The organism is Parapedobacter sp. GCM10030251 (assembly GCF_042666505.1).
Lineage (GTDB): Bacteria > Bacteroidota > Bacteroidia > Sphingobacteriales > Sphingobacteriaceae > Parapedobacter.
On the sequence record NZ_JBHTDN010000004.1, the window covers coordinates 23,146 to 47,832 of the forward strand.

The 24,687-nt window shown below is 49.0% G+C and carries 22 protein-coding genes; 11 read left to right on the forward strand and 11 right to left on the reverse strand.

Translation table 11 applies throughout. The features are described from left to right. The first annotated feature begins 3 nt into the window (after positions 1–3). Complete coding sequence (locus tag ACFQRK_RS12280; RefSeq protein WP_379007028.1) at positions 4–1,341, forward strand: ATP-binding protein; 1,338 nt, start codon at positions 4–6, stop codon at positions 1,339–1,341. A 2-nt stretch (positions 1,342–1,343) separates the two neighbouring features. On the opposite strand, the gene ACFQRK_RS12285 is transcribed toward ACFQRK_RS12280, so the two are convergent. The 4 genes from ACFQRK_RS12285 to ACFQRK_RS12300 are packed head-to-tail and all read right to left on the reverse strand — an operon-like array spanning position 1,344 to position 5,151. After that, positions 1,344–2,447, reverse strand: coding sequence for a hypothetical protein (locus ACFQRK_RS12285; protein WP_379007030.1), 1,104 nt, complete (start codon positions 2,445–2,447; stop codon positions 1,344–1,346). Next, entirely contained in the window at positions 2,447–3,172 is a 726-nt protein-coding gene (locus ACFQRK_RS12290; protein ID WP_379007032.1) for a YebC/PmpR family DNA-binding transcriptional regulator, read from the reverse strand. The genes ACFQRK_RS12285 and ACFQRK_RS12290 overlap by 1 nt, the downstream gene beginning before the upstream one ends. A 3-nt stretch (positions 3,173–3,175) precedes the next feature. Further along, positions 3,176–4,129 (reverse strand): NAD-dependent epimerase/dehydratase family protein, encoded by a 954-nt coding sequence (locus ACFQRK_RS12295; RefSeq protein WP_379007034.1) that lies wholly within the window; start codon positions 4,127–4,129, stop codon positions 3,176–3,178. A 32-nt stretch (positions 4,130–4,161) separates the two neighbouring features. Further along, positions 4,162–5,151, reverse strand: a complete 990-nt coding sequence (locus ACFQRK_RS12300) for a lamin tail domain-containing protein (RefSeq protein WP_379007037.1) — start codon at positions 5,149–5,151, stop codon at positions 4,162–4,164. Between the two features lie 145 nt (positions 5,152–5,296). On the opposite strand from ACFQRK_RS12300, the gene ACFQRK_RS12305 reads away from it, so the two are divergent. The 3 genes from ACFQRK_RS12305 to pncA all read left to right on the forward strand — a co-directional run bounded on the left by ACFQRK_RS12305 (position 5,297) and on the right by pncA (position 8,048). Then, positions 5,297–6,286 carry an aspartate-semialdehyde dehydrogenase gene (locus tag ACFQRK_RS12305; protein ID WP_379007039.1) on the forward strand — a complete coding sequence of 330 codons (990 nt, stop codon included), beginning with the start codon at positions 5,297–5,299 and terminating at the stop codon, positions 6,284–6,286. A 116-nt stretch (positions 6,287–6,402) separates the two neighbouring features. Further along, positions 6,403–7,410, forward strand: coding sequence for a hypothetical protein (locus ACFQRK_RS12310; RefSeq protein ID WP_379007042.1), 1,008 nt, complete (start codon positions 6,403–6,405; stop codon positions 7,408–7,410). Between the two features lie 47 nt (positions 7,411–7,457). After that, on the forward strand, positions 7,458–8,048 hold the full coding sequence (gene pncA, locus ACFQRK_RS12315) for a bifunctional nicotinamidase/pyrazinamidase (RefSeq protein ID WP_379007043.1): 591 nt from the start codon (positions 7,458–7,460) through the stop codon (positions 8,046–8,048). Here pncA and ACFQRK_RS12320 read toward each other — a convergent pair. Continuing rightward, positions 8,024–10,846: an outer membrane beta-barrel protein gene (locus ACFQRK_RS12320; RefSeq protein ID WP_379007046.1), complete on the reverse strand. Its 2,823-nt coding sequence runs from the start codon at positions 10,844–10,846 to the stop codon at positions 8,024–8,026. The genes pncA and ACFQRK_RS12320 overlap by 25 nt on opposite strands. A gap of 237 nt (positions 10,847–11,083) precedes the next feature. On the opposite strand from ACFQRK_RS12320, the gene ACFQRK_RS12325 reads away from it, so the two are divergent. Both ACFQRK_RS12325 and ACFQRK_RS12330 read left to right on the forward strand, forming a co-directional pair. Further along, on the forward strand, positions 11,084–11,593 hold the full coding sequence (locus ACFQRK_RS12325; protein WP_379007048.1) for a TetR/AcrR family transcriptional regulator: 510 nt from the start codon (positions 11,084–11,086) through the stop codon (positions 11,591–11,593). Between the two features lie 10 nt (positions 11,594–11,603). Further along, positions 11,604–13,316, forward strand: coding sequence for a glycoside hydrolase family 3 protein (locus ACFQRK_RS12330; protein WP_379007049.1), 1,713 nt, complete (start codon positions 11,604–11,606; stop codon positions 13,314–13,316). Positions 13,317–13,338: 22 nt separating this feature from the next. Here the strand turns inward: ACFQRK_RS12330 and ACFQRK_RS12335 are convergent, their stop codons facing one another. From ACFQRK_RS12335 to ACFQRK_RS12345, 3 genes are read right to left on the reverse strand one after another with little or no spacing between them, the layout of a single operon-like run. Then, positions 13,339–14,913: a glycoside hydrolase family 10 protein gene (locus tag ACFQRK_RS12335; protein WP_379007051.1), complete on the reverse strand. Its 1,575-nt coding sequence runs from the start codon at positions 14,911–14,913 to the stop codon at positions 13,339–13,341. Positions 14,914–14,971: 58 nt separating this feature from the next. Beyond that, a complete protein-coding gene (locus ACFQRK_RS12340; RefSeq protein WP_379007053.1) occupies positions 14,972–15,352 on the reverse strand; it encodes a DUF2752 domain-containing protein in 381 nt (126 codons plus the stop codon). Then, positions 15,315–15,812 carry a DUF5684 domain-containing protein gene (locus tag ACFQRK_RS12345; RefSeq protein ID WP_379007056.1) on the reverse strand — a complete coding sequence of 166 codons (498 nt, stop codon included), beginning with the start codon at positions 15,810–15,812 and terminating at the stop codon, positions 15,315–15,317. Before ACFQRK_RS12345 ends, ACFQRK_RS12340 begins: the two co-directional genes overlap by 38 nt. 156 nt (positions 15,813–15,968) lie before the next feature. Between ACFQRK_RS12345 and ACFQRK_RS12350 the strand changes: the two genes are divergently transcribed. The 3 genes from ACFQRK_RS12350 (at position 15,969) to ACFQRK_RS12360 (ending at position 19,804) form a co-directional block, all read left to right on the forward strand. Continuing rightward, positions 15,969–17,393 (forward strand): L-serine ammonia-lyase, encoded by a 1,425-nt coding sequence (locus ACFQRK_RS12350; protein WP_379007058.1) that lies wholly within the window; start codon positions 15,969–15,971, stop codon positions 17,391–17,393. Positions 17,394–17,413: 20 nt separating this feature from the next. Continuing rightward, positions 17,414–18,235: an MBL fold metallo-hydrolase gene (locus tag ACFQRK_RS12355; protein WP_379007060.1), complete on the forward strand. Its 822-nt coding sequence runs from the start codon at positions 17,414–17,416 to the stop codon at positions 18,233–18,235. An 87-nt stretch (positions 18,236–18,322) separates the two neighbouring features. Next, positions 18,323–19,804, forward strand: coding sequence for a S41 family peptidase (locus ACFQRK_RS12360; RefSeq protein WP_379007063.1), 1,482 nt, complete (start codon positions 18,323–18,325; stop codon positions 19,802–19,804). On the opposite strand, the gene lipB is transcribed toward ACFQRK_RS12360, so the two are convergent. Together lipB and hflX are read right to left on the reverse strand one after the other, a co-directional pair. Further along, positions 19,794–20,492 carry a lipoyl(octanoyl) transferase LipB gene (lipB, locus tag ACFQRK_RS12365; RefSeq protein ID WP_379007065.1) on the reverse strand — a complete coding sequence of 233 codons (699 nt, stop codon included), beginning with the start codon at positions 20,490–20,492 and terminating at the stop codon, positions 19,794–19,796. The genes ACFQRK_RS12360 and lipB overlap by 11 nt on opposite strands. Before the next feature lie 20 nt (positions 20,493–20,512). Continuing rightward, positions 20,513–21,721 carry a GTPase HflX gene (hflX, locus tag ACFQRK_RS12370; RefSeq protein WP_379007067.1) on the reverse strand — a complete coding sequence of 403 codons (1,209 nt, stop codon included), beginning with the start codon at positions 21,719–21,721 and terminating at the stop codon, positions 20,513–20,515. Positions 21,722–22,112: 391 nt separating this feature from the next. Here hflX and lipA point away from each other — a divergent pair, with 391 nt between their 5' ends. Further along, complete coding sequence (lipA, locus tag ACFQRK_RS12375; RefSeq protein WP_379007070.1) at positions 22,113–22,991, forward strand: lipoyl synthase; 879 nt, start codon at positions 22,113–22,115, stop codon at positions 22,989–22,991. Positions 22,992–23,008: 17 nt separating this feature from the next. Here the strand turns inward: lipA and ACFQRK_RS12380 are convergent, their stop codons facing one another. Further along, on the reverse strand, positions 23,009–23,890 hold the full coding sequence (locus tag ACFQRK_RS12380) for a bestrophin family protein (RefSeq protein ID WP_379007073.1): 882 nt from the start codon (positions 23,888–23,890) through the stop codon (positions 23,009–23,011). Between the two features lie 72 nt (positions 23,891–23,962). On the opposite strand from ACFQRK_RS12380, the gene ACFQRK_RS12385 reads away from it, so the two are divergent. Further along, the gene (locus ACFQRK_RS12385; protein ID WP_379007075.1) at positions 23,963–24,448 is read left to right on the forward strand and encodes a methylated-DNA--[protein]-cysteine S-methyltransferase; all 486 of its coding nucleotides are present in this window, start codon (positions 23,963–23,965) and stop codon (positions 24,446–24,448) included. Positions 24,449–24,687 lie beyond the last annotated feature (239 nt).

Sequence of the window (24,687 nt, forward strand, 5' to 3'; positions counted from 1 at the left end):
AATATGAACGGACAGATGTTGATACCTACATTGACCGATCTGCTTGGGCAAACCGAACAGCTTGTTACGCGCAGGCTTCGCGCGTACTTCGCGCCAGATCAGGACTACGCCGACGAACCGTGGCATTGGACGGTGAAAGATGATGGGTCTTACGGTTCGATGTGCTTAATGCAGTCAACGGATATTGAAAAAACGATGCTTATGTTATCCTTGGCTCCCCATGTCCGTCCTGCTTTTTACGACCGCATCATCCAGGATTTTTTACCCAATGGCGGCGACATTATCGAAATGGGAGGTGTAAAGAATGTGGGCAACCACCGTGGATTTCTACCCACGGGCGAAACCGTTTTGTTTATTATCGCCGGGGATGATTTCGAAAAGCGCATAAATGTTCAGCGGCAACTCATGGGAGAAAGCCAGTTAATAAAACAAGGTGTGATTTACCTGGAGGCAGTAAAGGAAAGTGAACCCCCGATGAGTGGGAGGCTGATCATAACGCCGGAATGGCTATCGAAATTATTACTCGGCAAAAAGCTACGGCCCGTGTTTGGCCCGGATTTCCCAGCTAAGCCGATCAGTACGTTGCTGGAGTGGCCGGATTTGGTGATCGCCGATAAAACACGCCAGCAGTTAGCGGATATCCGGACATGGCTTCGCCATAATGCGGCGCTGGTTGACCAATGGGAAATGCAGCGGGTAATCAAACCCGGCTACCGGGTGCTTTTTTACGGGCCGTCCGGTACAGGCAAGACACTTACGGCGACGTTATTGGGTAAAGAATTCAACCGGGAGGTCTTTCGGATCGATCTCTCCCAGGTGGTATCCAAGTACATTGGCGAAACCGAGAAGAACCTGGAAAAAATCTTTCAGCGTGCGGAAAATCAGGATTGGATACTGTTTTTCGACGAAGCAGACGCGCTATTTGGCAAGCGATCCAATGTGCAGAGTTCCCACGACCGGTATGCCAATCAAGAAGTAGCCTACTTATTGCAACGGGTCGAAGATTTTCCGGGGCTGGTTATTTTGGCTTCCAATTTTAAAAATAACATCGATAAAGCATTTATGAGACGCTTTAATGCCGTGGTTCATTTTCCCATGCCCGGTGTCGCGGAACGGTTCAAGCTTTGGCAAACCATTATTCCGGCCAAAGGCATGCTTCCGGACAACATGCCGCTCAAAGAAGTTGCCGAAAAGTATGAACTCAGTGGCTCGGCAATCGTGCAGGCCGTACACTACGCGGCGTTGCAAGCCTTTTCAAAGGCCGCCCATTTTATAGAGAAGGATGATTTGCTTGCGGGTATACGCCGTGAATTTGAGAAAGAAGACCGGGTATTTAAGTAACGTTATGATTCGTTATCCTCATTTTTTTGGTTGGTGATTCCCGGCTTAAAACGGGGCTTGAACCCCAGCGGCTTTGCAGGCGTCTGATCGGCGGCTTCTTTTGGTGCAGCTGCCGGGTCGGATGACTCCGGTTGATCTGGCTTCTCGGATTCTGGACCTTCCACTGGCCCTTGGGGTGTGGCTGGTTTGGTTACGCCGGCCTTAAATCGGGGTTTAAATCCGGTAGGAGCGTTGGCTTTCTGAGGCACTTCCTCTATGGGCGGTTTGCTTTCCGCAAGCTTGTTTTCGGTTGGTTCTGTCGGTGCAGCAGGTTTCGTTATGCCCGGCTTAAAACGGGGCTTGAACCCAATAGGCTTTGCAGGCGTCTGCTCGGGGATTTCTTGTGGCGCAGCTGCCGGGTCGGATGGCTCCGGTTGATCTGGCGTCTGTGATTCTGGATCTTCCGCTGGCTCCTGGGGTATGGCCGGTTTGGTTACGCCGGCCTTAAACCGGGGTTTGAACCCGGTAGGGCTCGTTATTTGGGAAGCTTGCTCGGGGGCGTCTCTTTGGACAGCTGTTTCCGCGGCCGGATCGGCAGTTTTGGGAGACGCTTCGTCTACGGACGATTTGCTTTCTGCAGGCTTATTTTCGGTTGATTCTGCCGACGGAGCAGGTTTTGCCGCGCCAGGTTTAAACCGTGGTTTGAACCCCGAAGGAGCATTGGCTTTCTGAGGCACTTCGTCTACGGGCGGTTTACTTTCCGCAGGCTTATTTTCGGTTGATTCTGCCGATGGAGCAGATTTCGTCGTGCCCGGCTTAAACCGGGGTTTGAAGCCCGAAGGACTCACCGATGATAATCCGGTTGAAGGCGCGGCCGTACCCGAAAGCGCGCCGGATGCGAGGGGTTGAGTCGAAGCGGGAGTATCAGCTTTGGTTCCTACTGGCGCTGATTCCGTCAACCGGTAATCTTTGCGGAGCCGATTGAACCAATATTTCTTGGTATGGTCGAAACTTTTTTCGCCCATTTGTTCATAGTGACTGCGGAATTCCTCATATAAAGCCGGCTTGGCACGTTGCAGTTGTGCCAGATCGATTTTCTTCTTAATGAAAAATTCTTCGAAAGTCATCAGACCATGTTGTGATATACAGCTTGTACATCATCATCTTCCTCGATTTTATCGATCAATTTGAGCACTTCAGCTGCGTCTTCTTCAGAGACTTCTGTATTTGATAACGCAATCCGTTCCAGTTTTGCACTTTTAATTTCAATACCTTTTTCTTCGAGCAAACGCTGCATATTGCCAAAATCCTCAAACGAGGTTTGCGCTACCACCACGTCATTCCCTTCTTCATCCGCTTCCACATAAAGCTCTTCCAATCCTCCGTCAATTAGCTCCAGCTCCAATTCTTCTAAATCCACGTCTTCCCCTACAGTAAACCGAAAAATCGATTTTCGTTGAAAAATGAAATCCAATGAGCCGGTTTTACCCAATGTGCCGCCCGCTTTGCTAAAGTAACTGCGGATGTTGGCAACCGTGCGATTGGTATTATCTGTCGCGGTCTCGATGAGAACGGGTACGCCATGTGGGCCATATCCTTCGTATACATGTTCTTCGTAACCCTTTGCATCCTTATCCGAAGCCCTTTTGATCGCAGCTTCGATGCGGTCTTTTGGCATATTTACGGCCTTTGCATTCTGGATAGCCGTACGTAGACGTGAGTTGCCTTCTGGATTGGGACCTCCTTCTTTGACTGATATGGCAATTTCCTTGCCCAAGCGCGTGAATTGTACAGCCATTTTGGCCCAACGCTTGAATTTGCGCTCTTTCCTAAATTCAAATGCTCTTCCCATCTTTTATATCGTATTTTTTCCTTTAAGGTTTTTTAGCATGTCTTCGGTGATCTGGCTAAGATTGAACCGGGGTTTCCATCCCCATTCCCGTTGCGCCACGGTATCATCGATACTATTAGGCCATGTATCGGCGATGGCTTGGCGCGGGTCGTTTTCTTCATAGGTGATGGTAAACTCCGATAGGTGTTTGCGGATTTCATCGGCTAACATGGCGGGAGTAAAGCTAACCCCAGTTAGGTTATAGCTTGATCGGATGCTGAGCGCTTCCGTCGGTGCATCCATCAGAGCCAGTGTGCCGCGGATCGCATCATCCATATAAAGCATCGGTAGAGCCGTATGCGGTGACAGGAAACACGCGTAGCGATTATTTTTCAAGGCCTCATGAAAAATATGCACTGCATAGTCAGTGGTGCCGCCCCCAGGTGCCGCTTTCCAACTGATGATTCCGGGATACCGGATGCTCCGAACATCCAATCCATAACGGGTATGGTAGTATTCGCAGATCCGCTCGCCGGCGAGTTTGCTGATGCCGTAAACCGTGTTAGGATCCATAACGGAATACTGAGGCGTATTTGCTTTTGGAGAATGGGGCCCAAACACGGCAATCGAACTGGGCCAGAACACCCGTTTGACATGGTATTCGAGAGATAAATCCAGTACGTTCAACAACCCATTGATATTCAGGTCCCAAGCCTGACGAGGATATTTCTCACCGGTGGCCGAAAGCATAGCCGCTAGCAGATAAACCTGTGTCGGATGATATTTCGTAAAAAGTGTATGCAGGGATTTACGATCCAACACGTCGATGATTTCAAACGGGCCTTCAGCATCGGGTAGTTGCGGTTCCCGTATATCTGATGTAACTACATGTTGGGGGCCAAACTTTGCCCGTAAGGCAATCGCCAGTTCGGTTCCGATCTGGCCGTTCGATCCAATGATAATGATCCGTTCATTCATCGGTTGCAAACTTAGTAAAATTTCCATCTTCGTCACAGTGCCGCAGCTAATACGAAGCTCATGCGATACATTTTTGTGGCCCCCCTAGCATGGTAGATTTCGATCACGGCTACGTAGATTCCCAGGGGAAGTCGTTGCCCCGCATCCGACATTCCATCCCACACCATTCGGCCGTTCGTGGCGAGGCTTTGGTTGCGGTACAGTTTTTTGACCAACTGTCCACTGGAATTGTAGATATCAACGTTAGCCATAAAGCCGCTTTCTGGAAGTAGGTAAGCGATTCCCATTTCGTCCTCGAATCCATCGTTATCTGGCGAAAAGGTTTGAGACTCGAGAAAGAAGCCATGTTTTACTGCTTCGATCGGCGATTGGGAATTTGCGTATCCCGGTGTTGCACCGCCAACCGAGGTGGCAGCTGAGCGGAAGTTCCCCGGCAGATTCGTAGGCTGTGAGAAATATTGTCGCTCCAGCGAGATACCCTTTGGATTGGCCAAAAACGGATTTTGCATTTGCGGCATATAAAACAGGCTGTCAATGGTTCGCTGGTTACTGTAAAGAACGACGCCGCCGGTTTCGTTGTTGAAATTAGGCAGCAAAGGCATTTCTACAAAAGCAGACGGATCACTGTTCGGATAATGTCGCTGAACGAGGGCCGGGCGGGTAGTTAGTACTTTATATTGGTTGGGATATAGGTAAATCGGTCGGTCACTCACTTTTCGCTGGCTGCCCACCGTACCGACCGAATTAACGCTGGCTACATACAATTGCTGCAGGTCAATGGTTTTGTCCGAGTAGTTATAAAGCTCCACAAAATCGACCCCGTCTGATTTTGGATTGGAGAGAATTTCATTGATGAGAATGTCACCGGGTTGAATGGAAGCGTGTATGCCCGATGTAGGTCCAGGCTTTGCCGGCCCTGGCAACGGAGGCACGATTAGTTCAATAAGCAGGGAATTGACGAGCGGCTGGATGGCCGGAAGGATAGCCAGTAGGCCAACTGAGCAGAGTACATTGCTTTTCATAGGTTTAAGACGGATAAACAAAGCATTTCAGGTTCAAGGTTTTTGAGATTCCTTAGTCTATTGTTGCGTCAAATTTTGTATGTTTGGCAACTTTAAATTAAAGTTAACATTAATAATTTAGTTCACAAAAAACAACACAAAAAAAATGAAAGTGGCAGTAGTCGGCGCGACCGGACTTGTGGGTTCGGAGATGCTAACCGTGTTAGCAGCGCGTAATTTTCCCGTAACAGAATTGATTCCGGTAGCTTCCGAGCGGAGCAAGGGCAAGGAAGTCGAATTCAAGGGAAAGCAATACAAGGTGGTGACACCCGACGAAGCCATTGCACTAAAACCGGATGTCGCATTATTCTCTGCCGGTGGAGGTACTTCATTGGAGTATGCGCCCAAATTTGCGGAAGCCGGTATAACGGTGATTGACAACTCATCGGCTTGGCGGATGGATCCGGCGAAAAAACTGGTAGTGCCTGAAGTAAACGGGGATGTGCTGTCTGCAGAAGACAAAATCATTGCTAATCCGAATTGCTCTACCATACAAATGGTGGTAGTGTTGAAACCCCTGCATGAGCAATACACCATCAAGCGGGTCGTGGTATCTACCTATCAATCCGTAACGGGCACCGGCGTAAAAGCAGTAAAGCAGCTGCAGGATGAACGAGCAGGTATAGAAGGTGAAAAAGCCTACCCCTATCCCATTGACTTGAACGTGATCCCACAGATTGACGTATTCCAGGATAACGGCTATACGAAGGAGGAGATGAAAATGATCAAGGAGACGAACAAGATCATGGGTGATGACAGCATCCGCGTGACAGCTACCACTGTGCGTATCCCCGTTATCGGGGGGCATTCCGAATCGGTCAATATCGAGTTTGACAGCGATTTTGACCTGAATGAGGTACGCGCTTTATTGGCCAAACAGCCAGGAGTGGTGGTGGTAGATAATCCGGCCAATCTGGAATATCCCATGCCCAAAGATGCACATGGCAAGGACGAGGTTTTTGTGGGACGTATTCGTCGGGACGAAAGTCAGCCCAACACGCTGAATCTCTGGGTGGTTGCGGATAATTTGCGTAAAGGTGCAGCTACCAATGCGGTTCAAATTGCTGAAAAATTGATCGAGAAAGGACTATTATAGCCGACTCACGCGTGAGCATGGTAAAAAGCATCCGCCAATCAGCGGATGCTTTTTTTATTTCCAAACATCGATAAGGGTAATCCATGTGGTCGTTGTCTTAAGCTGAAAACAACAAGATGGAAAAAAATAAGATTACCCTTTTCTCAGTCCGACTACTTGCAAGCACGCTACTAACGCTGGCCCTGTCCGGGTACGTAATCGCACAACAAGGCAAGACAAACCAGGCACACGTCGGTATCATTTACCCGCTTAGCACCAACGGGAAAACAGCTTACTTGGATACCAACCAGTTTTCGCTGCATTTGATTGCGGGAATTTCACAACAAGAAAATGCCTTTCTGATCGCAGGGGTTTCGGGCATCGTCAAAGGCGACGCGTATGGAACGTTGGTGTCCGGAATAGCTAACCATGTCGGTAAAGAGGCAAATGGCGTGCAAATAGCAGGGATCTTGAATCAGATCAGACAACAGGCGAAAGGAGTTCAGATAGCTGGTTTGATCAATGCCACGGGCGATGCGGAAGGCTTACAAATCGCCGGGTTAATGAATAAAGCGGGAAACACAAATACACAAGTAGCGGGGTTGATCAATGTGGCAAAGAAAGTGAAAGGCGTCCAGATAGCCGGACTGATCAATATCGCGGAAGAAAGTAACTATCCGATAGGCATTCTTAATGTGATTAAAGAAGGCGAAATGTTGGTAGGGCTAACCACGGATGAGAAAGGAAATGCGATGGTAAGCCTACGCTCGGGAGGAAAGGTGTTGTATGGCCTGCTGGGTCTGGGCTATCATTTCGGATACGAAGAAACGCGTTATGTGCTCGAAGCAGGGATAGGGGCACACCTGGTCACCGCCAAGGCCTTCCGGCTCAACGCCGAACTGGCAAGCGCCGCGATGACCAACTTCGAAGAAGGCGCATACGGTAGGCAGAGCCTTCGCTTACTTGCAGGTTATCGGATTACGCCGCGTCTGGAATTATTTGCCGGCCCCACGTTCAACCACTTGATGTTTGATACCGACCAACCTGACGTCCGGAATGATCGGTACGTATGGAGGTGGCACGGTGATGATGTGTTCAACGGATTTTATCTGGGCGGGATAGCCGGCTTGCAATTCGCACTTTAATTTCAGAATTCCGTAAATTTGTCAGGTAACAACTGGATTTTTCGGATATGCATGCCTTGATCATCGTTGATCTCCAATACGACTTTCTACCAAACGGAGCCCTGGCGGTCCCGTTTGGTGATGAAATTATCGAGAAAGTAAACCGGATACAAAACGACTATGATTTGGTAGTGGCTACGCAGGATTGGCATCCTGCGGGCCATAAAAGTTTTGCATCGGCCCATCCGGGCCACCAACCATTTGAAATCGTGGATCTGGATGGACTCGAACAGGTGCTATGGCCTGACCACTGCGTGCAGGGGAATAGGGGCGCAGAGTTAACCGATCTTTTGGATACGCGCCGTATTGAAGCGATTTTCCGGAAGGGTACCGATCCCCACATCGACAGTTACAGCGGTTTTTTTGACAATGGCAAGCGTAAAAATACGGGCTTGGCGGGGTATCTACGCGATCGAGACATAACCGCGGTGTCGGTTTGTGGCCTGGCCGCGGATTATTGTGTGTATTTTACCGCCCTGGATGCGTTGGCTCAAGGCTTTGATACCTATATCGCTGAAGAAGCCGTGCGACCGATTGACGCTTCCGCTTATCGGGATAAGCGGACAACCTTCCTTCAACGGGGCGGAAAGTTGCGTTGATGACCCGGGATTCCGCTTCTTCCCCCAAAATGCCTGACGTGGTAGGTGAAGCTTAAGAGAAAATACTGTTGAAGCGCATTGTTCTGGGTATCTTGAATATATCGTTCGCTGATGCTACGACTGATGTTTGTATTGCGGTTCAGCAGGTCGTATGCCGACAAGGTGATCTCAGCTTCCTGCCGTTTAAATAGCTTTTTACCAACAGAGGCATTCCACAGAATAAACTGTTGATCGTAACCTTCGGCGAGCCCTTGGTTATACGTGTAATATAAGGAAGAGGCCACGCGTATACCTTTCCAGAACGTGTAGGCAAAGTCGTTGCGGATAATCTGATTGTAATAGTTATAGCTTAGATCTGAATTGGAATTGTTCCGTACGATACTGTAACTCCCCAGGTAGCTCAGCCCGATAACCAAATGCGGTCCGAAACGGCTGTTCGCCCCGATGCGCTGACTAACGCCGTAGGCGTCGGAATACGTTTCTGTACCGTTGATCAGTCCGACATCATGGTTTTGGTAGGCATTGGTGCTGAGGTTGAGGTTGATTTTCCACGGTTTGATGGGTGTGCCATAGGTGGTATGAACCCGTACGCGGTAGTATCCGTCGATATTTTCCGGCCGTGTGAACTGGCCGCCGGCACCCAACAGTACATCGGGGGCAATTAACGTATCCTTGCTAGCGATGTAGGAGGAAGTTACGATTTTGTTGTTTGAGAACTCAGCATTCATATTAGCCGAAAAATTACTTCCGGTTTCGCGTTTTACACTGTTGAACCGAAGACTGAGCCGGTGGCCATATTCCTGTTTCAGGTCGGCGTTGCCGGTGCGTATATTCAGCGGGTTTTGGTTATTAATCACGTCCTGCAGCTCGCCGATAGAAGGAGCATTGGTGGCCGAATTATAGCTGATCTGTGCTTCCTTGTCGCGGGAAAAGTGATAAGAAAAACTGGCGTTGGGCAGGTAACTGCTAAAGTGGCTTCCCGTAATGCGAGCATCCGGAAAGGTGCGGTGATTGTTGATTTTGGCATCTTGAAAATCAATGCCCACCTCGAAGCTGAAGGAATCCCGTTTGGCAATTTGATAAGAGACGCCGCCGCTTTGATAGGTATAGTCATTCCTGAATTCGTTAGACAGCTGTTTGTTGAACTCCCCAAGTTGGCCGGTCTCAATCAGGAATTCAAACGTTTCCCGGTTGGAATAGTTGGCCGTGTTGCGTAAGCTGTAGTTGGCTTGGACACGGCTGTGTTGACCCAGAGGTTCTGTGTAGGCCACTCTACCGGTAATACCATTGCCATATCCGTTTGTGTTGTTCTGATTGCTTACGGTATCGGTGCGGCCGACGGTCTGCGACTCGAAAAACTCGTTGAGAGAATAGGTATGTGCTAAGCCTTTGTTGGAATTGGCCGACCCGTTTGCGCTCAGTGAAACGGTCCTTCCGGCTTTGCTTAGACGCAGGCGGTAATCCAGACTGCCACTGAAATTGACATTGAAGTTGTCATGATCATTGGTACGCTCGGATGCATTGATCGGGTCATCGGTGGCCGATACCATACGACCGTTGGAAAATAACGTACGATTATTTTGTTGCAGGGATAAACTGGGGCGAAAGTCGATGCGCTGGTTGGAGTCGATATCGAAGCGAGCGCGGACATTGGCCCTGTGGCTGTAATTGATACTGTTCGATTCCTGGATTTGCGTGTTGAATTGGTTGGCATTTCTGCCAATCAGGTATTCCCGGTTCGTCAGACTATTTGTGGCGTTGCTCGTGGAATTGAAAGCGTAGTTTGCGTTGACATCCAAACGTTCATCCAACCATTCGTTGTTGAAGTTGGCCGAAACGCTGTTCGTTTGATTAATGCCTCTACCGTTGCCTTCGCCCGCTGGGTTGCTACGGTTTCTTTCGCCGCGGTTGTTGCGTCCGGTGGGCTCCCCTCCGGCGATGCTTGCCATGGAAAAATCCGATTGGTTGACGTTGTTTGATACCGCAAAGATCGTGAAGCGCCTGTCGCCATTAAATAGATTCAGGTAACCGCCGGTATTGTATCGTTCGCTTGCGCCATAGCCAGCCGCGGCTCGTCCAAAGTAGCCGTGCCGACGATCCGGACGGGTAACGATATTGATTACTTTCCGGCGTTGCCCATCGTCAAATCCGGTGAACTGTGCCTGCTCGCTTTTTTCGTCGATGATCTGAATTTTCGAAATGACATCTGCGGGTAAGGTTTTCAAGGCAATCCGCGGATCGGTGCTAAAAAATTCCTTGCCATCCACGATAATACGCTGTACATCTTCACCCTGCGCTTTTATCTGTCCTTCCTCGTCAATCTCCACCCCGGGAATTTGCATGACCAGCGCATCCGCATCGGCATACGGTTCGGTGCTGAAGGCCGACGCATCAAACTCGGTGGTGTCTCCCTTGAGGACGGCAACCGGTGGGGCGGCGATGACGGCTACCTCCTCCAGTGCACGGTACTCGGGAATTAAGCGAATGGTCATTGGCTGCGAGGTGCCTTGAGCGGGTATGCGGATGTCTACATAGGCTGGCCGGTATCCCAGGAAATTTACTTGAAGGCGGTATCTACCGGCAGGCACTTGTTTGAACTGGAAATTCCCGTCGATAGCGGAAGCCGCCTGTTCCAATAGCGAATCACGGTTTGTGAGTAATCGGAGACTGGCACCCCCTAAGGCCGTATGGTCAGCGCTATCAAGTACTTTGCCCCGTAGGGTTTGTTGTGAAAAGGTAACAAGCGAGCAAAAAAGCAAAGATAACGCTAAATAATAGCGTTTAGACTGGTTGTTCATGGTTAATTTAGTATCTGTGTGAACAATTTCGTAGTTTAAGACGCAATTGGCAGGTTAACGTTTAATCGTAATTGCTTTGTTACAGCGATTTTTTTATGAATATGGATGGATTTTCTGTGAACTTTTCTTCTTTTTCTCGATTTGACTATTGCAACCGTTTTTTGAGTAATATATTTGCAGTTTATTTGGTACGGCGTGATGACGAAGCAAAAAGCAGAAAGTAGAAAGGATAAAATAATGAGGGAGGCACTTTTGTTGTTTGCTGAAAAAGGCTACATGGACACCTCTACCAAAATCATTGCCCAACGGGCGGAAGTTTCCGAAGCACTTATTTTCAAACATTTCGGAAATAAAGATCGCCTGTTGTTCCATTTGATCAAATCGGGGTACCGAAGGGTCTTACAGCATCATCGGGGGATGATGATCTACCGGGATGCCAAAAGTTTCCTGAAGAGTATGATTAATTTGCCGAAAGAGCTGGTTAACGAAGAACCGGTCTTCTGGAAATTACAGGAGCGGTTGTCGCACCACGAGTTTTCCCGTCAACAACACGAACTTTTCATGAAGCCGGTTTATCCGGCTATCAAGCGTGCTTTTAGCGAATTGGGATACGAAAATCCGGAACTGGAAACTCAATTGCTCTTAATGATTATCGAAACGCTTTGGAAAAAAGAAGCAAATGGTGAGCTGAGTCACTCTGCTGAAGTGGCGAAACTGCTCGAAGCCAAATACGGTCTTGCTACCTAAAAACGAAAAAATGCTCAGAAAAGCTGCCGTTATCTCTGTCTTTGCCTCGCTGTTGGTATGTTTCTCAGCAGCTGGCCAACAGCGTGACGCATTCATCCCTTTTATCAATACACAACATGCGTGGGTCGATTCGGTATTCAATACACTCAGCCAACGGGATAAAGTAGCTCAGCTTTTTATGGTCCGCGCCCACACCAATCTGGGGCAGCGGTATATCGATTCGGTCGCTGATGTCGTGCAACGGGAACAATTGGGTGGAATCGTATTATTTCAAGGTGGGCCGGTGCGCCATGCACAGTTGATCAATCGGTATCAGCGTTTGTCGAAGGTGCCGCTGTTGGTTGCCTTTGATGGCGAATGGGGGCTGGGTATGCGGATGGCAGATTCTACCATCTCTTTTCCATATCAAATGGCATTGGGCGCGGTGCAAAACGAAGCGTTGATTTACCAGATGGGCCTGGAAATAGCGAGAGACTTCAAACGGCTCGGGTTGAATGTGAACTTCGCCCCGGTGGTAGACATCAACAACAATCCCCGCAACCCGGTTATCAATTTCCGTTCATTTGGTGAGAACAAACGAAATGTCGCCCGTAAAGGACTGGCTTATATGCGCGGAATGATGGACGGGGGAATAATTACGTCTCTAAAGCACTTTCCCGGTCATGGTGATACCGATGTGGATTCGCATCACGACCTACCCCAACTTAAATTCACTGCTGGGCGATTGGACTCCCTTGAAATGTATCCATTCCGTGAATTGATCAAAGCCGGTGCCTCGGGCGTTATGGTGGCGCACATGAACATCCCGAGCTTGGACAAGACGCCTAATCTGCCTTCGTCGTTATCCGAGCATATTGTTACCAATGTGCTCAAAAAGCGGCTCGGCTTTCAGGGCCTTACGTTCACGGATGCGATGGATATGAATGGCGTCGTCAAACACTTCCCGAATGGCGAAGCGGACGTCCGGGCAATCATCGCAGGGAATGACCTTCTGGAGCTTTCACAGAATAGCGCTCGCGCAATTGAGATGGTGTTGCAGGCGATCAAACGGGGGAGGTTGACACAAGCGGATATCGACAGCCGCGTCAAGAAGATATTAGCGGCAAAATATTGGTTAGGATTGGATAAGCAGCAGCCGGTAAACCTTGCCCATCTTTATCAAGACGTCAATAGGCGGCAGACCGAATTACTGAATCAACGGCTGGCGGACGCTTCAGTGACCCTTCTTAACAGCGATAGTTTGATCAACGCCATCAATTATACCAAGCGGACGGCGATTATCAGTGTAGGCGTTGCACAGATTTCGGAATTTCAGAACATGCTGGGATGGCGGTTTGATAACCACATGAATTATGTGCTATCTCCGGATGCGACGGCGGATGACGTGGCTGCCGTGGCAAGCGAACTGGGTCGATACAGCCAGATAATTGTCGCAATTCATGATAATCGCGCCCGACCAAGGAGCACCTTGCCATATAACGGAACGGTACGTTTTTTCCTAAATGAGCTTGCCGCGATGAACAGCGTTTTCTGTGTGTTCGCCAATCCGTATGCCCTGGCCGGATTGCCGGGAATTGAACAGGCGAAATCCATCCTCGTATGTTATCAGAATGATCTCATTATGCAGCGCGCCGCAGCAAAAGTTCTTCTTCGGAGACTAACTCCTTCCGGAAGACTACCGGTTACCATTAACTCGTTTTTCCGTTATGGCGATGGGAAATAACCGCAATCACAAGGCGGGACGATCATTCAATATACACTTCGCGTACATTTGAAGGCACGCTTTCATTTTTTATACGGTCGATGGCCGTCACCACATACCGGTAGTAACCGTTTTTCCGGGTCATGTTGTCGGTATACGTCAACTGGTGGCTGTCATAGGTAATGTATAGTATGTTTTGCGGGTTATTTAAGTTTAGGTCTTCACCTTCGTTGAATCGGTATACGACGTAGCCATAGGCTTCGTCGCCATCTGCCGCAGCAGCAGCTGGCAGCCAATGCAAAATTACCGAAGTGCGATTTTCGGCTACGGTAGCCAACAAACCGAAAGGGGGTTCCGGTGGAACGCTGTCCAGCCACGGCATGGTGGGTGGGAGCGACTTATAACGGTATAGGTTGTATTGCAGCGAATCCCTAAGGCCGGCAGCATTATTGCTGATGTGCTTGGAACTATAGTAGATGCTTCCCTGTGCATGTGCATGCGCCCGGGCATACCGCACTTGATTGGGTATCTGATTGCGATCCCGCCAACCTTCCCGGTTCTCGTTTACCCGGTATGCCGCATGACCGATATAGAAATGCCTGCCGTTGGTGTGCTGGGCCCACCAATCGGCCAATACTTCGTACGGAGCCGCGGGATTGCCAAAAGGAAAGTAAATTTGTGGATTGATGTAATCCACCCATCCTTCCTCCAGCCATTTTAGCGCATCTGCGTAGAGTGTCCGGTAACCGCTTAAGCCTGAGGATGCTGAGCCGCGCGGATGGTCTCTTTTGTTGTCCCAGATGCCAAACGGGCTTACCCCAAATTTGATGTACTTTTTCGCGCTGTGCACGCTGTCTGAAACCATTTTAATCAATAGATTAACATTGTTTCTGCGCCAATCACCTACATCGCGGAAACCATTTGGGTATTTTCTGAACGTCTCTGAATCAGGAATCGGCTTGCCACTGTCCGGGTAAGGATAAAAATAATCATCGAAGTGGATGCCGTCTATATCATAGTTTCGAACGATGTCCATGACAACCCCGGTGATGTACTCCCTGACCTCGGGCAGGCCGGGGTTGAAGAGTTTCTTTCCGCCGTAAATGAAAAACCAATGAGGTTTCTGACGGGTAATGTGATCGGGGGTCGTGTGGGCCGATACCAAATCAAACGTAGCCCGATAGGGGTTGATCCATGCGTGCAGTTCCATGCCGCGTTTATGCGCTTCCTCGATCGCAAATTCAAGCGGGTCATAAAAGGGAGTGGGTTCCTGCCCCGGCTTCCCGGTAAGGAATCGGCTCCACGGTTCCTTGCTTTTAGCATATAATGCGTCGGCCGATGGCCGTATTTGCAGGAGGATCGCATTGATGCCTGCCCGTTGGTGATTGTCCAATTGTTGAATCAACTCCGCTTTCTGCTGGGCGGTGGTGAGGTTATTTGCCGACGGCCAATCAATGTTGACTACGGTCGCGATCCAAACCCCCCGTAGTTCGCGTTTCGGTAACACATCCATCGGCGGGTGGGAATTACCATAACCCGCAAACGAAAAAAGCGATAGCAAAGCAATAAAAAGAAAATCCCGGCAAACACGAACAGTACTTATCTCCAATGTCATCATCCACCACAAATCTAACGCGTAAAATCGTAAATTTAAAATCGTAAATCTAAAATCTACGTCACCCGTGCCCATTCCATAACTTTAGGATGTACGCACCCATGACAAACCAGCCACAGGCCACGGCCAGTATTTTCAATACGACATCCCGTTTGTCGAAACCGGCCGCGCCTTTGACGATGGCGTACACCAGCACGATCAATAACGGTATCGTAGGTGGATAGAGGTGATAGCTTTCGGCCCAGTTTCCGTTAAACAGGGCTAAAAGCGAACGTTGGAATCCGCAGCCCGGGCAATCGATTCCCGTAAGAGTTTTAAAAGGACAGGGCAGCAACAACCGTTGCAGCCACGAAAAACCCTCCAGGCTGCAAATGGCCCACGCGAAAAAATGCGTTTTCGGAATGTTATACCGTTGGATTTTGTGGATTGTCCCGATCGTCAAATGAATCTTTTATGTTGTCAAAGTCGTTCTTCAAATTGTTAAACGAGTTGCCGCCCGTAGCCTCGGCTGCGGTGGGTCCGATGTATCGGGCATCGCCAAAACCAAGGATGGGAAATACCACGATTCCAAAAAGGACGGCCAGTATGGTCCAAAGAGGTACTTCTTTTCCAAAGCTTTTCATCAACAAGTTAAGCAGCCAGATAGAGAAAATGATGTTTACGCACGGTACCAAGGCCGCAACTACACCCCACCATATGGGTTTGCCCACAATCTCGGCAATGACGATCATGTTGTAAATGGGAATGATCGCAGCCCAACCCGGTTTCCCGGCTTTTTCAAACATTTTCCAGAGGCCAGCGATGTAAAGTACAAGCACTGACAAATAAAAAATCATCCCAACAATACCAATACCGGTAAATAAGCCACCGCTTACCCCGTCGTAGTTTCCGTAGTTATCCATGATTTTAGTTTTGATGATGAGGTGAATTAATTGAAATTGATTAGTAATTGTCTGTAATTCAATTCAAATATAAGAGTAAATTCGAAAAATGCAATATGCTCTTTACATGAAATAAAAGCAATATCTTTGCAAGCGTACCCTTCTGACAGGACGCGGATGAAAGAGCAGATTTCTGTTTTCGACATGTTTAAAATTGGCATTGGGCCGTCAAGCTCACATACGCTGGGACCTTGGCGTGCAGCGCAGTTGTTTTTACGGCGCTTGTCGCAAAAAGGTGTGCTCGAACAGACGGAAGCTGTCAAAATCCTGCTTTATGGTTCGTTGGCCAAGACGGGCATCGGGCACGGGACAGATGTCGCGGTATTGCTGGGACTAAGCGGAGACGATCCGGTTACTTTTGCGGTGGAGGAGGTAGTTTCCAAAGTTGAGCGAATCCGACAGCAGCATCGGCTGATGTTGGCGGGGACACACGAAATATCCTTTCAATATACCAACGACCTGCTATTTTTGTATGGAGACAGCCTTCCTTTTCACCCAAATGCCGTAACCTTTCAGGCGTTGTTGGTCGACGGAACGGCCGTCAGCGAAACGTATTACTCCATCGGTGGTGGCTTCGTGGTCCAAGAGGACGACAGCGATGAAGACAAGCAAGAAGTCGATCTGCCTTTTTCCGTGCAAAACGCACACGATTTATTGACCTGGTGCATGCGCACGGGTCTCAAAATCTCTGAATTGGTGCTGGAAAACGAACAAGCTTGGCGATCAGAGGAAGAGACCAGAAAAGGTATAATCCGCTTATTTGAAACCATCCGGGATTGCATTTACCGGGGATGCCACACGACGGGTTCGTTGCCTGGCGGGTTACAAGTGGAACGACGCGCCCATAAACTTAATAAGCGGCTGATTTCCGGCAGACCCTACAGTGATTATGAAAGCTGGATAGCGGCGATACGCGCTGGAGGCAATAGTTTTCAGTATACCCTAGACTGGGTAAGTTGTTTCGCGCTAGCGGTCAATGAAGAAAACGCGTCTTTCGGCCGGGTGGTTACTGCACCCACCAACGGTGCAGCGGGCGTTATCCCTGCGGTGTTGCAATATTTCATTACTTTTCACGACGGTTTGCAGGAGGATCAACTTGTCCGATTTATCGCTACGGCTTCGGAAATCGGCAGTATCTTCAAAAAAGGGGCGACCATCTCGGCTGCGATGGGAGGGTGCCAGGCAGAGATCGGGGTTTCATCCGCGATGGCGGCAGGGGCACTTACCGAGCGTCTGGGCGGCTCGCAGCGACAGGTGCTGATGGCCGCTGAAATCGCGATGGAACACCATTTAGGTCTTACCTGTGACCCCATCGGCGGATTGGTACAAATTCCCTGTATCGAGCGCAATACCATGGGCGCAATCAAGGCGATCACGGCAGCGCAACTAGCCCTGCAATCCAATCCCGATAAGGCCAAGGTCAGCCTGGATGCGGTCGTCAAAACCATGTGGGAAACGGCCCAGGATATGAACGTGAAGTATAAGGAAACCGCCGACGGCGGTTTGGCGGTGAATATTCCGCTTAGCTTGCCGGAGTGTTAATTTTTTCATTACTTTGTGCTATGCCTCTTTTCGTCAGTTCGGTCGCTTCAGGTAGCAATGGCAATTGCTATTATGTCGGCAATGACAGCGAAGCGATTCTGGTGGATGCAGGCATTTCCTGCCGTGAAACGGAGAAACGCTTGGCGCGGCAGGGATTATCCATGCAACGGGTGAAGGCCATCTTCATTTCACACGAACATACGGATCACATAAAGGGATTAAGTGTGTTGGCCAACAAATACCAACTGCCGGTATTTTTGTCCGATGGTACGCGCGCCGGCTGCCGGCTGGCAATACCGGATCGTTTGCTGCATCCGTTGGCCGATCTGCAAACGGTAACGGTGGGAGCGCTAACAATTACGTCTTTTCGGAAATACCACGATGCGGCTGATCCCCACAGCTTCCTGATAAATAGCGGCGAACATACCGTGGGAGTTTTTACAGACATCGGCCGTGTCTGCGAGCGGGTAATGGATTATTTTCGTCAGTGTGACGCTGCCTTCCTGGAGACCAACTATGATGAACATATGCTCATGGGAGGACGTTATCCCTTTTTTCTCAAAAACCGTATCCGGGGAGGCTACGGGCACCTGTCGAACCGGGAAGCGCTGGAGTTATTTAGGCAATACCGATCGCCGAAATTGAGCCACTTATTTCTTTCGCACTTATCACGGGACAATAACGATCCGGAGCTGGTATACAATTTGTTTAGTGAACACCGGGAGGGCACAGAAATCATTGTAGCAGGTCGTTATGCCGAAACGGCGGTGTACTGTCTGGGAAGCAACCCCCTTTTAGCACCCAGTGAGCTGGATGTCCATATGAATGTGACCTATGGATAGGTTTCAATATAAAAAGTGAAACAAAGAGCTCGTTGGCCTGTTTATATCAGGATTTAGCAAAGTTTGATTGATCTTTAATTCTTCACCATGTATACAATGCTTTTCAGCCGATTAAAGGTGGGCAATGCCGCACCCCTATTGGCTTCTGTTCTTTTGCTGGCTGCAGCCTGTAAAAAAGAAAACGGTGGAAACGAGTCTCCTTCCAGCAATGAAAAAACCAATCAGTGGGTGATCGAAAACATGCGGGACGTTTACTATTGGAACACGTCCATACCCCAAGACCGCAATCTAAATTTCCGTTCCGATCCCGAAGATTTTTTTGAGAGCATTTTGCATCCGGACGATCGGTTTTCATGGATTCAGTTGGCGAAAGATTTGGAGGACAATCTGTCTGGTGTTTCCACAACAGTGGGATTGGGAATCGGCTTGCTTCAGATTAATCAAGCCGGCGAAGTAATTATCTCCGTTCGGTATGCGCTGGAAGACTCCCCGGCAGACGAAGCCGGGATTGAGCGCGGGGATATTATCACGGAAATCAACGGCCGTGCGTTGACAATCGAAAATTACCAGGAAGTGCTGGAGCCTTATTACGGTTCGTCGACGTTTCGTGTTCAATTGGCGCATATTAACGAAAATGATCAGATCGTGCTTGACCAAGAGATCGATCTTACACCGGTCGAGCGGTTTCAGGAGCAAGCGATTCATATGGATACGGTTATCACCACATCAGGGGGTAAAAAAGTGGGCTACCTGTTTTACAATCGATTTCTTAATGAGCAGCCGAACGAATTGCTGGAAGCTTTCGACAAATTTAAATCGGCGGGTGTAAGCGATCTGGTATTGGATCTGCGGTATAATGGTGGGGGCGGTATATGGATTGCGGCCATGATGTCGGGACTTATTCAAGCTAATTTCCGGGAGGCTGACCCGTTCATCCAATACAAATACAATAGCAACTATGGAAGCGAAACGCTGACCTACTACCAGTTGTTTGGCGGGGATTCGGAAAAGGAAGAGGAGGTTGAGTCGGCAAATGAATTGGTGAATGTTATCAAGGAGTTAAACTTGAATTTGCCCCGGGTATACATCCTGGCAACCAACTCGTCAGCATCCGCAAGCGAATTGGTTATCAATAACCTCCGTCCCTTCTTATCCGATGCGAACGTTGTGCACATCGGCGAAACAACGGTGGGAAAAAATGAGGGGTCCATTACCATCGTTGACGAACGAAAGCCCCCGGAGATCGAATGGGGAATTCAACCGATCATTGTAAAACTCGCAGATAAAAATGGATATGGGGACTATCCGAACGGTCTGCAGCCGCAGTATATCGTGGATGAATGGGATTACCTGCCGTGGTCTCCCATCGGGTCGTTGGATGATCCGCTGTTGGCGAAAGCACTTGGTCTTATCGATCCGAGCATGCAGCCGCTCGCTGCAAAAAGCATGGGAACGAGGGCGCAGACCGCACGTGCACTTCACGCCGTGAAGGTTCCGGGCTTCGAAGACGAGCTGAATCGTCCCGTACCGGTTGATATCGGTCGTCCGAAAAAGCGATTTATTCGATAAGGTGCATACCGAACAACGCCGCGATATGGTCCTTAAGCCGGCTTTTCACGGCATCGATATCCTGCGGCTTCCCCAGTTCCCGCTGCATAGACGTGACATCCTTGTCATCGATGCCGCATGGAACGATGTTGCCAAAGTATGCTAGATCGGTATTGATGTTGAATGCAAAGCCGTGCATGGTTATCCACCGGCTCGCCCGGACGCCCAAGGCGCATATTTTGCGGGCCCGGCCGTTATCCGCATCGAGCCACACCCCCGTGTATCCCGGGTAACGACCCGCTGCGATGCCGTAGTCTGCCAATGTGCGTATAACAGCCTCCTCCAAGGTGCGGAGATAGAGATGAATGTCCGTAAAGAAGTTGTCGAGATCCAGAATCGGATATCCTACAATCTGCCCAGGGCCGTGGTAAGTGATGTCGCCGCCGCGGTTAATTTTATAAAAGGCGGCATGTTTTTCGGCCAAACCTTTTTCATCCAACAGTAGATTTTCCGGTTTGCCACTTTTACCGAGCGTATATACGTGTGGATGTTCCGTAAAAATCAGGTAATTGGCGGTGGGAGATGCCGTACGGTTCACACGGTTTGCTGACTTCTGCGCCACCACTTCGGAAAACAGGACTTCCTGTCTATCCCAGGCTTCCCGGTAATCCATCAGCCCCCAATCTTCGAAAACTACGTTTTTATTCATGCTGGATTGGTTTTTCAGCTCTAATATAACAGATTGTCATACGGATATCTTTCCGTGTGCATATTCACAACGGTTTCGTAAAGTAACTTCCTGAATCCATCAACGTTGACTTTGTCGGTTGCCGAAATGAACACGGCCGGACTGTTATGTCTCGCCATCCAGCTGCTTTTAAACGCTTCTAATGAAACGGGAGCAGTCTCCTCCGGCTCGTTGCTATCGTCGCCCTCGCTCGAGGCAGCATCGTGCCTGTACGCATCAATTTTATTAAATACGGTAATCGTGGGCTTGTCCAGTGCAGATAAATCCTTGAGGGTTTCATTTACCGCCCGGATGTGATCTTCAAAACTCGGATGGGAAATATCCACCACGTGTAGCAGCACGTCCGCTTCGCGGACTTCGTCTAACGTAGACTTGAAACACTCAACCAAATGGTGGGGCAGTTTCCTGATAAAGCCAACCGTGTCCGACAGCAAAAATGGCAGGTTGTTGATGACAACTTTGCGTACCGTGGTGTCCAGTGTGGCGAACAGCTTGTTTTCGGCAAAGACATCTGATTTGGAAATCAGATTCATAATGGTGGATTTTCCCACGTTCGTATAGCCCACCAATGCCACCCGGATTAGCTGGCCGCGGTTTTTTCGCTGCGTTTCGGCTTGACGATCGATGGATTTCAGCCGGTCTTTCAGCAAAGCAATCTTATTCAGAATCATCCGGCGATCGCTTTCAATTTGGCTTTCACCCGGACCACGCATACCGATACCGCCGCGTTGACGTTCAAGGTGAGTCCACATACGTGTAAGACGCGGCAGCAGGTACTGCAGTTGCGCCAATTCCACCTGGGTCTTGGCCTGCGCCGATTTGGCCCGTCGAGCAAATATATCTAAAATAAGATTGCTGCGGTCCAGGATCTTTACGTTCAATTCCTTTTCAATGTTTCGTAGCTGGGATGGTGACAATTCGTCATCAAATACGACGATGTCGATTTCTTCAGCTTTTACATATGCCTTTATTTCATCCAATTTCCCCGAACCCACAAAGGTTGACCGATCGGGATGGTTAAGCTTTTGCGTAAAGACCTCTTTTACAATCCCTCCGGCTGTGTCCACCAGAAACGCAAGTTCTTCCAAGTATTCCCGTTCTTTTTCTTCGCTTGAATCCGGAAGGATAATGCCTACCAGTACAGCGGTTTCGGGTTGTATAGCAGTATCAAAAATCTTTTGTTTTGCCATGTAGTCAAAATTAAGTGTAAAAATATACGTAAAAGTCCGAATGCGTGGGTATTACATGGCTTTTTGGTAACTAACAAGATGCAAAGATAAAGGTTTCCCCTGAAAACAAAAAAGCCCTGAAACGGGGAGAATCAGGGCTTTTAAACTAACCAATTATAAACCTAAATTATGAAAAGACAATTTTATACAAGTATGTGATCAATAACCGTGCCAAAAATACCCACCCCCTGCACAAGCGATGTGCGCGCATTGCCTGCGATCCGACAGTACCTATAGCCGGTGCCTATCCGTAGCCGAAAAGTGAACGCTCTGTTTGCGGAATGTCAGATTATCCCTGGCCCCCGGAGTCAGCGTTTGAGTAATCTCAATATTAATCGCTAACTTTGTGGCTATGATCGAACTTCCTGTCATTCCGGCCAATCAATTACAGCGCAAGCCCGATTGGCTTCGTGTAAAACTTCCTGTGGGAAAAGAATACCGGCACGTCCGTGGATTGGTGGACGAGCATAAGCTGCACACCATCTGTGAGAGCGGAAACTGTCCGAACATGGGAGAGTGTTGGGGGGCGGGTACGGCGACGTTCATGATATTGGGAAATATCTGCACACGTTCCTGTTCGTTCTGCGCGGTAGCCACAGGGCGTCCGTTGGCAGTCGACTTGGACGAACCTAATCGGGTTGCCCAGTCCGTCAAACTCATGCAGGTAAAACATTGTGTGATTACCTCGGTGGACCGCGATGACCTGAAAGACGGTGGATCGACAATGTGGGCAGAAACGGTAAACGCAATCCGCCGTGAAAGTCCAGGTACGACGCTGGAAACGCTGATCCCCGACTTCAAAGGGCAATGGGATAATCTCGAGCGTGTCCTCGCCGTACGTCCCGAAGTGGTATCGCATAATCTTGAAACCGTACGCCGTCTTACACGGGAGGTGCGCATACAGGCAAAATACGACCGCAGCCTTGAATGCCTGCGTCGGATATCGGCCGCTGGGTTGCGAACCAAATCGGGAATCATGCTCGGGTTCGGCGAAACAGAAGCTGACGTTATTGAAGCAATGACCGATTTATATGAAGCCGGCGTGCATATTCTCACGCTGGGACAGTATCTTCAGCCTACGAAAGCGCACCATCCAGTTGTCGAATGGATTACGCCCGACCAATTTACATACTACAAAGAAATCGGGTTGCGGATGGGCTTTAAATACGTAGAAAGCGGTCCGTTGGTGCGCTCGTCCTACCACGCGGAAAAGCATTTGTTTGACATGTAATCGCATACGTGCGCTAGTCAACGGATAATCTCTTGCACGTGTTTTCGTATGTTCTCTGCAATTTTATCGATGGGTAAATCATCCGGATCTTCGCCAAACGGATCTTCGATCGATTCTGCAATGATTTCCAACGAAGCCATTACGTAAAAAACGAAGGGCACTGCGGCAATCACAAAATACCCCATGGAAAATACATAGCCCAACGGCAAAGTAAGGACATAAGTGATGATGAATTTCTTAATGAAGGAGCTGTATGACCACGGTATGGGCGTGTTTTTGATCCGCTCGCACGCACCGCAAATATCGGTTAGTGCCGATAATTCGTTGTTGACGACAATCAATTGATCACCCGTAAGTATTCCCTCTTTGTAGAGGCGGTTCGTGCGGTTGTACATCAACGCAGCGAGTTGGTTGGGGCCATGCCTCTGTTTATCCAACTGGTCAAACTCAGGGTGTGCTTTTTCGTCGAGCATGAAGCGGGTTTCATTGGAGCGTAGGTGCTCAAAAAGCGTGTGCGCATACATCGGAATCGTCTTTTCGTAAAAATCCCGGTTAGCCTGATCTTGTGGTGCCAGAAAACCATTAAGCTTGATGGCTAGATTGCGGCTGCAATTTGTGAGTGCTCCCCACTGCCTCCGGGCTTCCCACCATCGGTCATAAGCGGTGTTTGTACGGAAAACCAATAGTATCGACATCACAAATCCCAGCAGGTTATGCAGTATGGTAATGTTCTTTACCCAGCTTCGTTCGGAAAGTTTAAGGTATTCCAGCTCCCAATAGGCGATGCCCCAGGAGTACAAGGCCATGACCAGTAATAGCGGAAACAATTTGCGTATGGTGTCCGATCTATGAAGTGTGAAAGTGGCGTGAAACCAATCCTTGGGGTTGTAAACAATCATAATGCAAACATAAAAAATAACCGTTTGAACCCAATCTGGATTTTTGGTAACTTTGATCAAGGGAAATGCGCGATGAAAATAGGAGAAGTAGTTATCCAAACGCCACTTGGATTAACCGTCATCAAGGGAAACGAAGCAGGTTTAACATCAATTTCCGTTATCGATGCGGATATGGTTACGCCGTCATCGGCTATTCCGGACGGATTAAAGCCCGCGGTAGAGCAATTGCATGAATATTTTTCGGGCACACGCAAAGCGTTCCAGCTAAAGTTGAATCACCAAGGCACGGATTTCCAGAAAAGCGTTTGGCAGGAATTGCTCTCCATCCCTTATGGGAAAACTATTTCCTATTTGGAACTTTCCCGGAGACTTGGCGATGTGAAAGCCATCCGGGCGGTGGCGGCGGCTAATGGACAAAATCCTTTTTGGATTGTGGTGCCGTGTCACCGGGTCATCGGTAGCGATGGATCGCTCACGGGATATGCCGGAGGTCTTTGGCGCAAGAAGTGGTTGCTGGAACACGAAAGCCCCTACAAGCAGCAGTCGCTATTCGCTTGATTTTTTAAAGGACTCCCAACGCTACGTAAATTAGACACAATAAGCCTACTGGTTAACACATTCCCGGTGCCTTCTTCACTATGATCCTTTATTTCATCCAAAGTGAATCCGCGGTGAATCTGCATTTTTCAGGTGAAAGCCCGGACTCACCGCAACCTTAGGTGGACTCACCCTGGACGCACTGTAAAGAAGGTGACTACAAAAGTTGAATTTGCCAATATTTTCTTATCTTCATCATT

Excerpts from the sequence above, each read along its gene's own strand:
- ACFQRK_RS12310 (WP_379007042.1), top strand. The coding sequence starts at position 6,403 with ATGGAAAAAAATAAGATTACCCTTTTCTCAGTCCGACTACTTGCAAGC.
- ACFQRK_RS12345 (WP_379007056.1), bottom strand. The coding sequence starts at position 15,812 with ATGGATAACTACGGAAACTACGACGGGGTAAGCGGTGGCTTATTTACC.
- ACFQRK_RS12285 (WP_379007030.1), bottom strand. The coding sequence starts at position 2,447 with ATGACTTTCGAAGAATTTTTCATTAAGAAGAAAATCGATCTGGCACAA.
- hflX (WP_379007067.1), bottom strand. The coding sequence starts at position 21,721 with ATGGCAAAACAAAAGATTTTTGATACTGCTATACAACCCGAAACCGCT.
- ACFQRK_RS12330 (WP_379007049.1), top strand. The coding sequence starts at position 11,604 with ATGCTCAGAAAAGCTGCCGTTATCTCTGTCTTTGCCTCGCTGTTGGTA.
- lipB (WP_379007065.1), bottom strand. The coding sequence starts at position 20,492 with ATGAATAAAAACGTAGTTTTCGAAGATTGGGGGCTGATGGATTACCGG.
- ACFQRK_RS12280 (WP_379007028.1), top strand. The coding sequence starts at position 4 with ATGAACGGACAGATGTTGATACCTACATTGACCGATCTGCTTGGGCAA.
- ACFQRK_RS12295 (WP_379007034.1), bottom strand. The coding sequence starts at position 4,129 with ATGAATGAACGGATCATTATCATTGGATCGAACGGCCAGATCGGAACC.
- ACFQRK_RS12320 (WP_379007046.1), bottom strand. The coding sequence starts at position 10,846 with ATGAACAACCAGTCTAAACGCTATTATTTAGCGTTATCTTTGCTTTTT.
- ACFQRK_RS12300 (WP_379007037.1), bottom strand. The coding sequence starts at position 5,151 with ATGAAAAGCAATGTACTCTGCTCAGTTGGCCTACTGGCTATCCTTCCG.
- ACFQRK_RS12335 (WP_379007051.1), bottom strand. The coding sequence starts at position 14,913 with ATGATGACATTGGAGATAAGTACTGTTCGTGTTTGCCGGGATTTTCTT.
- pncA (WP_379007043.1), top strand. The coding sequence starts at position 7,458 with ATGCATGCCTTGATCATCGTTGATCTCCAATACGACTTTCTACCAAAC.
- ACFQRK_RS12325 (WP_379007048.1), top strand. The coding sequence starts at position 11,084 with ATGAGGGAGGCACTTTTGTTGTTTGCTGAAAAAGGCTACATGGACACC.
- lipA (WP_379007070.1), top strand. The coding sequence starts at position 22,113 with ATGATCGAACTTCCTGTCATTCCGGCCAATCAATTACAGCGCAAGCCC.
- ACFQRK_RS12350 (WP_379007058.1), top strand. The coding sequence starts at position 15,969 with ATGAAAGAGCAGATTTCTGTTTTCGACATGTTTAAAATTGGCATTGGG.
- ACFQRK_RS12305 (WP_379007039.1), top strand. The coding sequence starts at position 5,297 with ATGAAAGTGGCAGTAGTCGGCGCGACCGGACTTGTGGGTTCGGAGATG.
- ACFQRK_RS12380 (WP_379007073.1), bottom strand. The coding sequence starts at position 23,890 with ATGATTGTTTACAACCCCAAGGATTGGTTTCACGCCACTTTCACACTT.
- ACFQRK_RS12360 (WP_379007063.1), top strand. The coding sequence starts at position 18,323 with ATGTATACAATGCTTTTCAGCCGATTAAAGGTGGGCAATGCCGCACCC.
- ACFQRK_RS12290 (WP_379007032.1), bottom strand. The coding sequence starts at position 3,172 with ATGGGAAGAGCATTTGAATTTAGGAAAGAGCGCAAATTCAAGCGTTGG.
- ACFQRK_RS12385 (WP_379007075.1), top strand. The coding sequence starts at position 23,963 with ATGAAAATAGGAGAAGTAGTTATCCAAACGCCACTTGGATTAACCGTC.
- ACFQRK_RS12355 (WP_379007060.1), top strand. The coding sequence starts at position 17,414 with ATGCCTCTTTTCGTCAGTTCGGTCGCTTCAGGTAGCAATGGCAATTGC.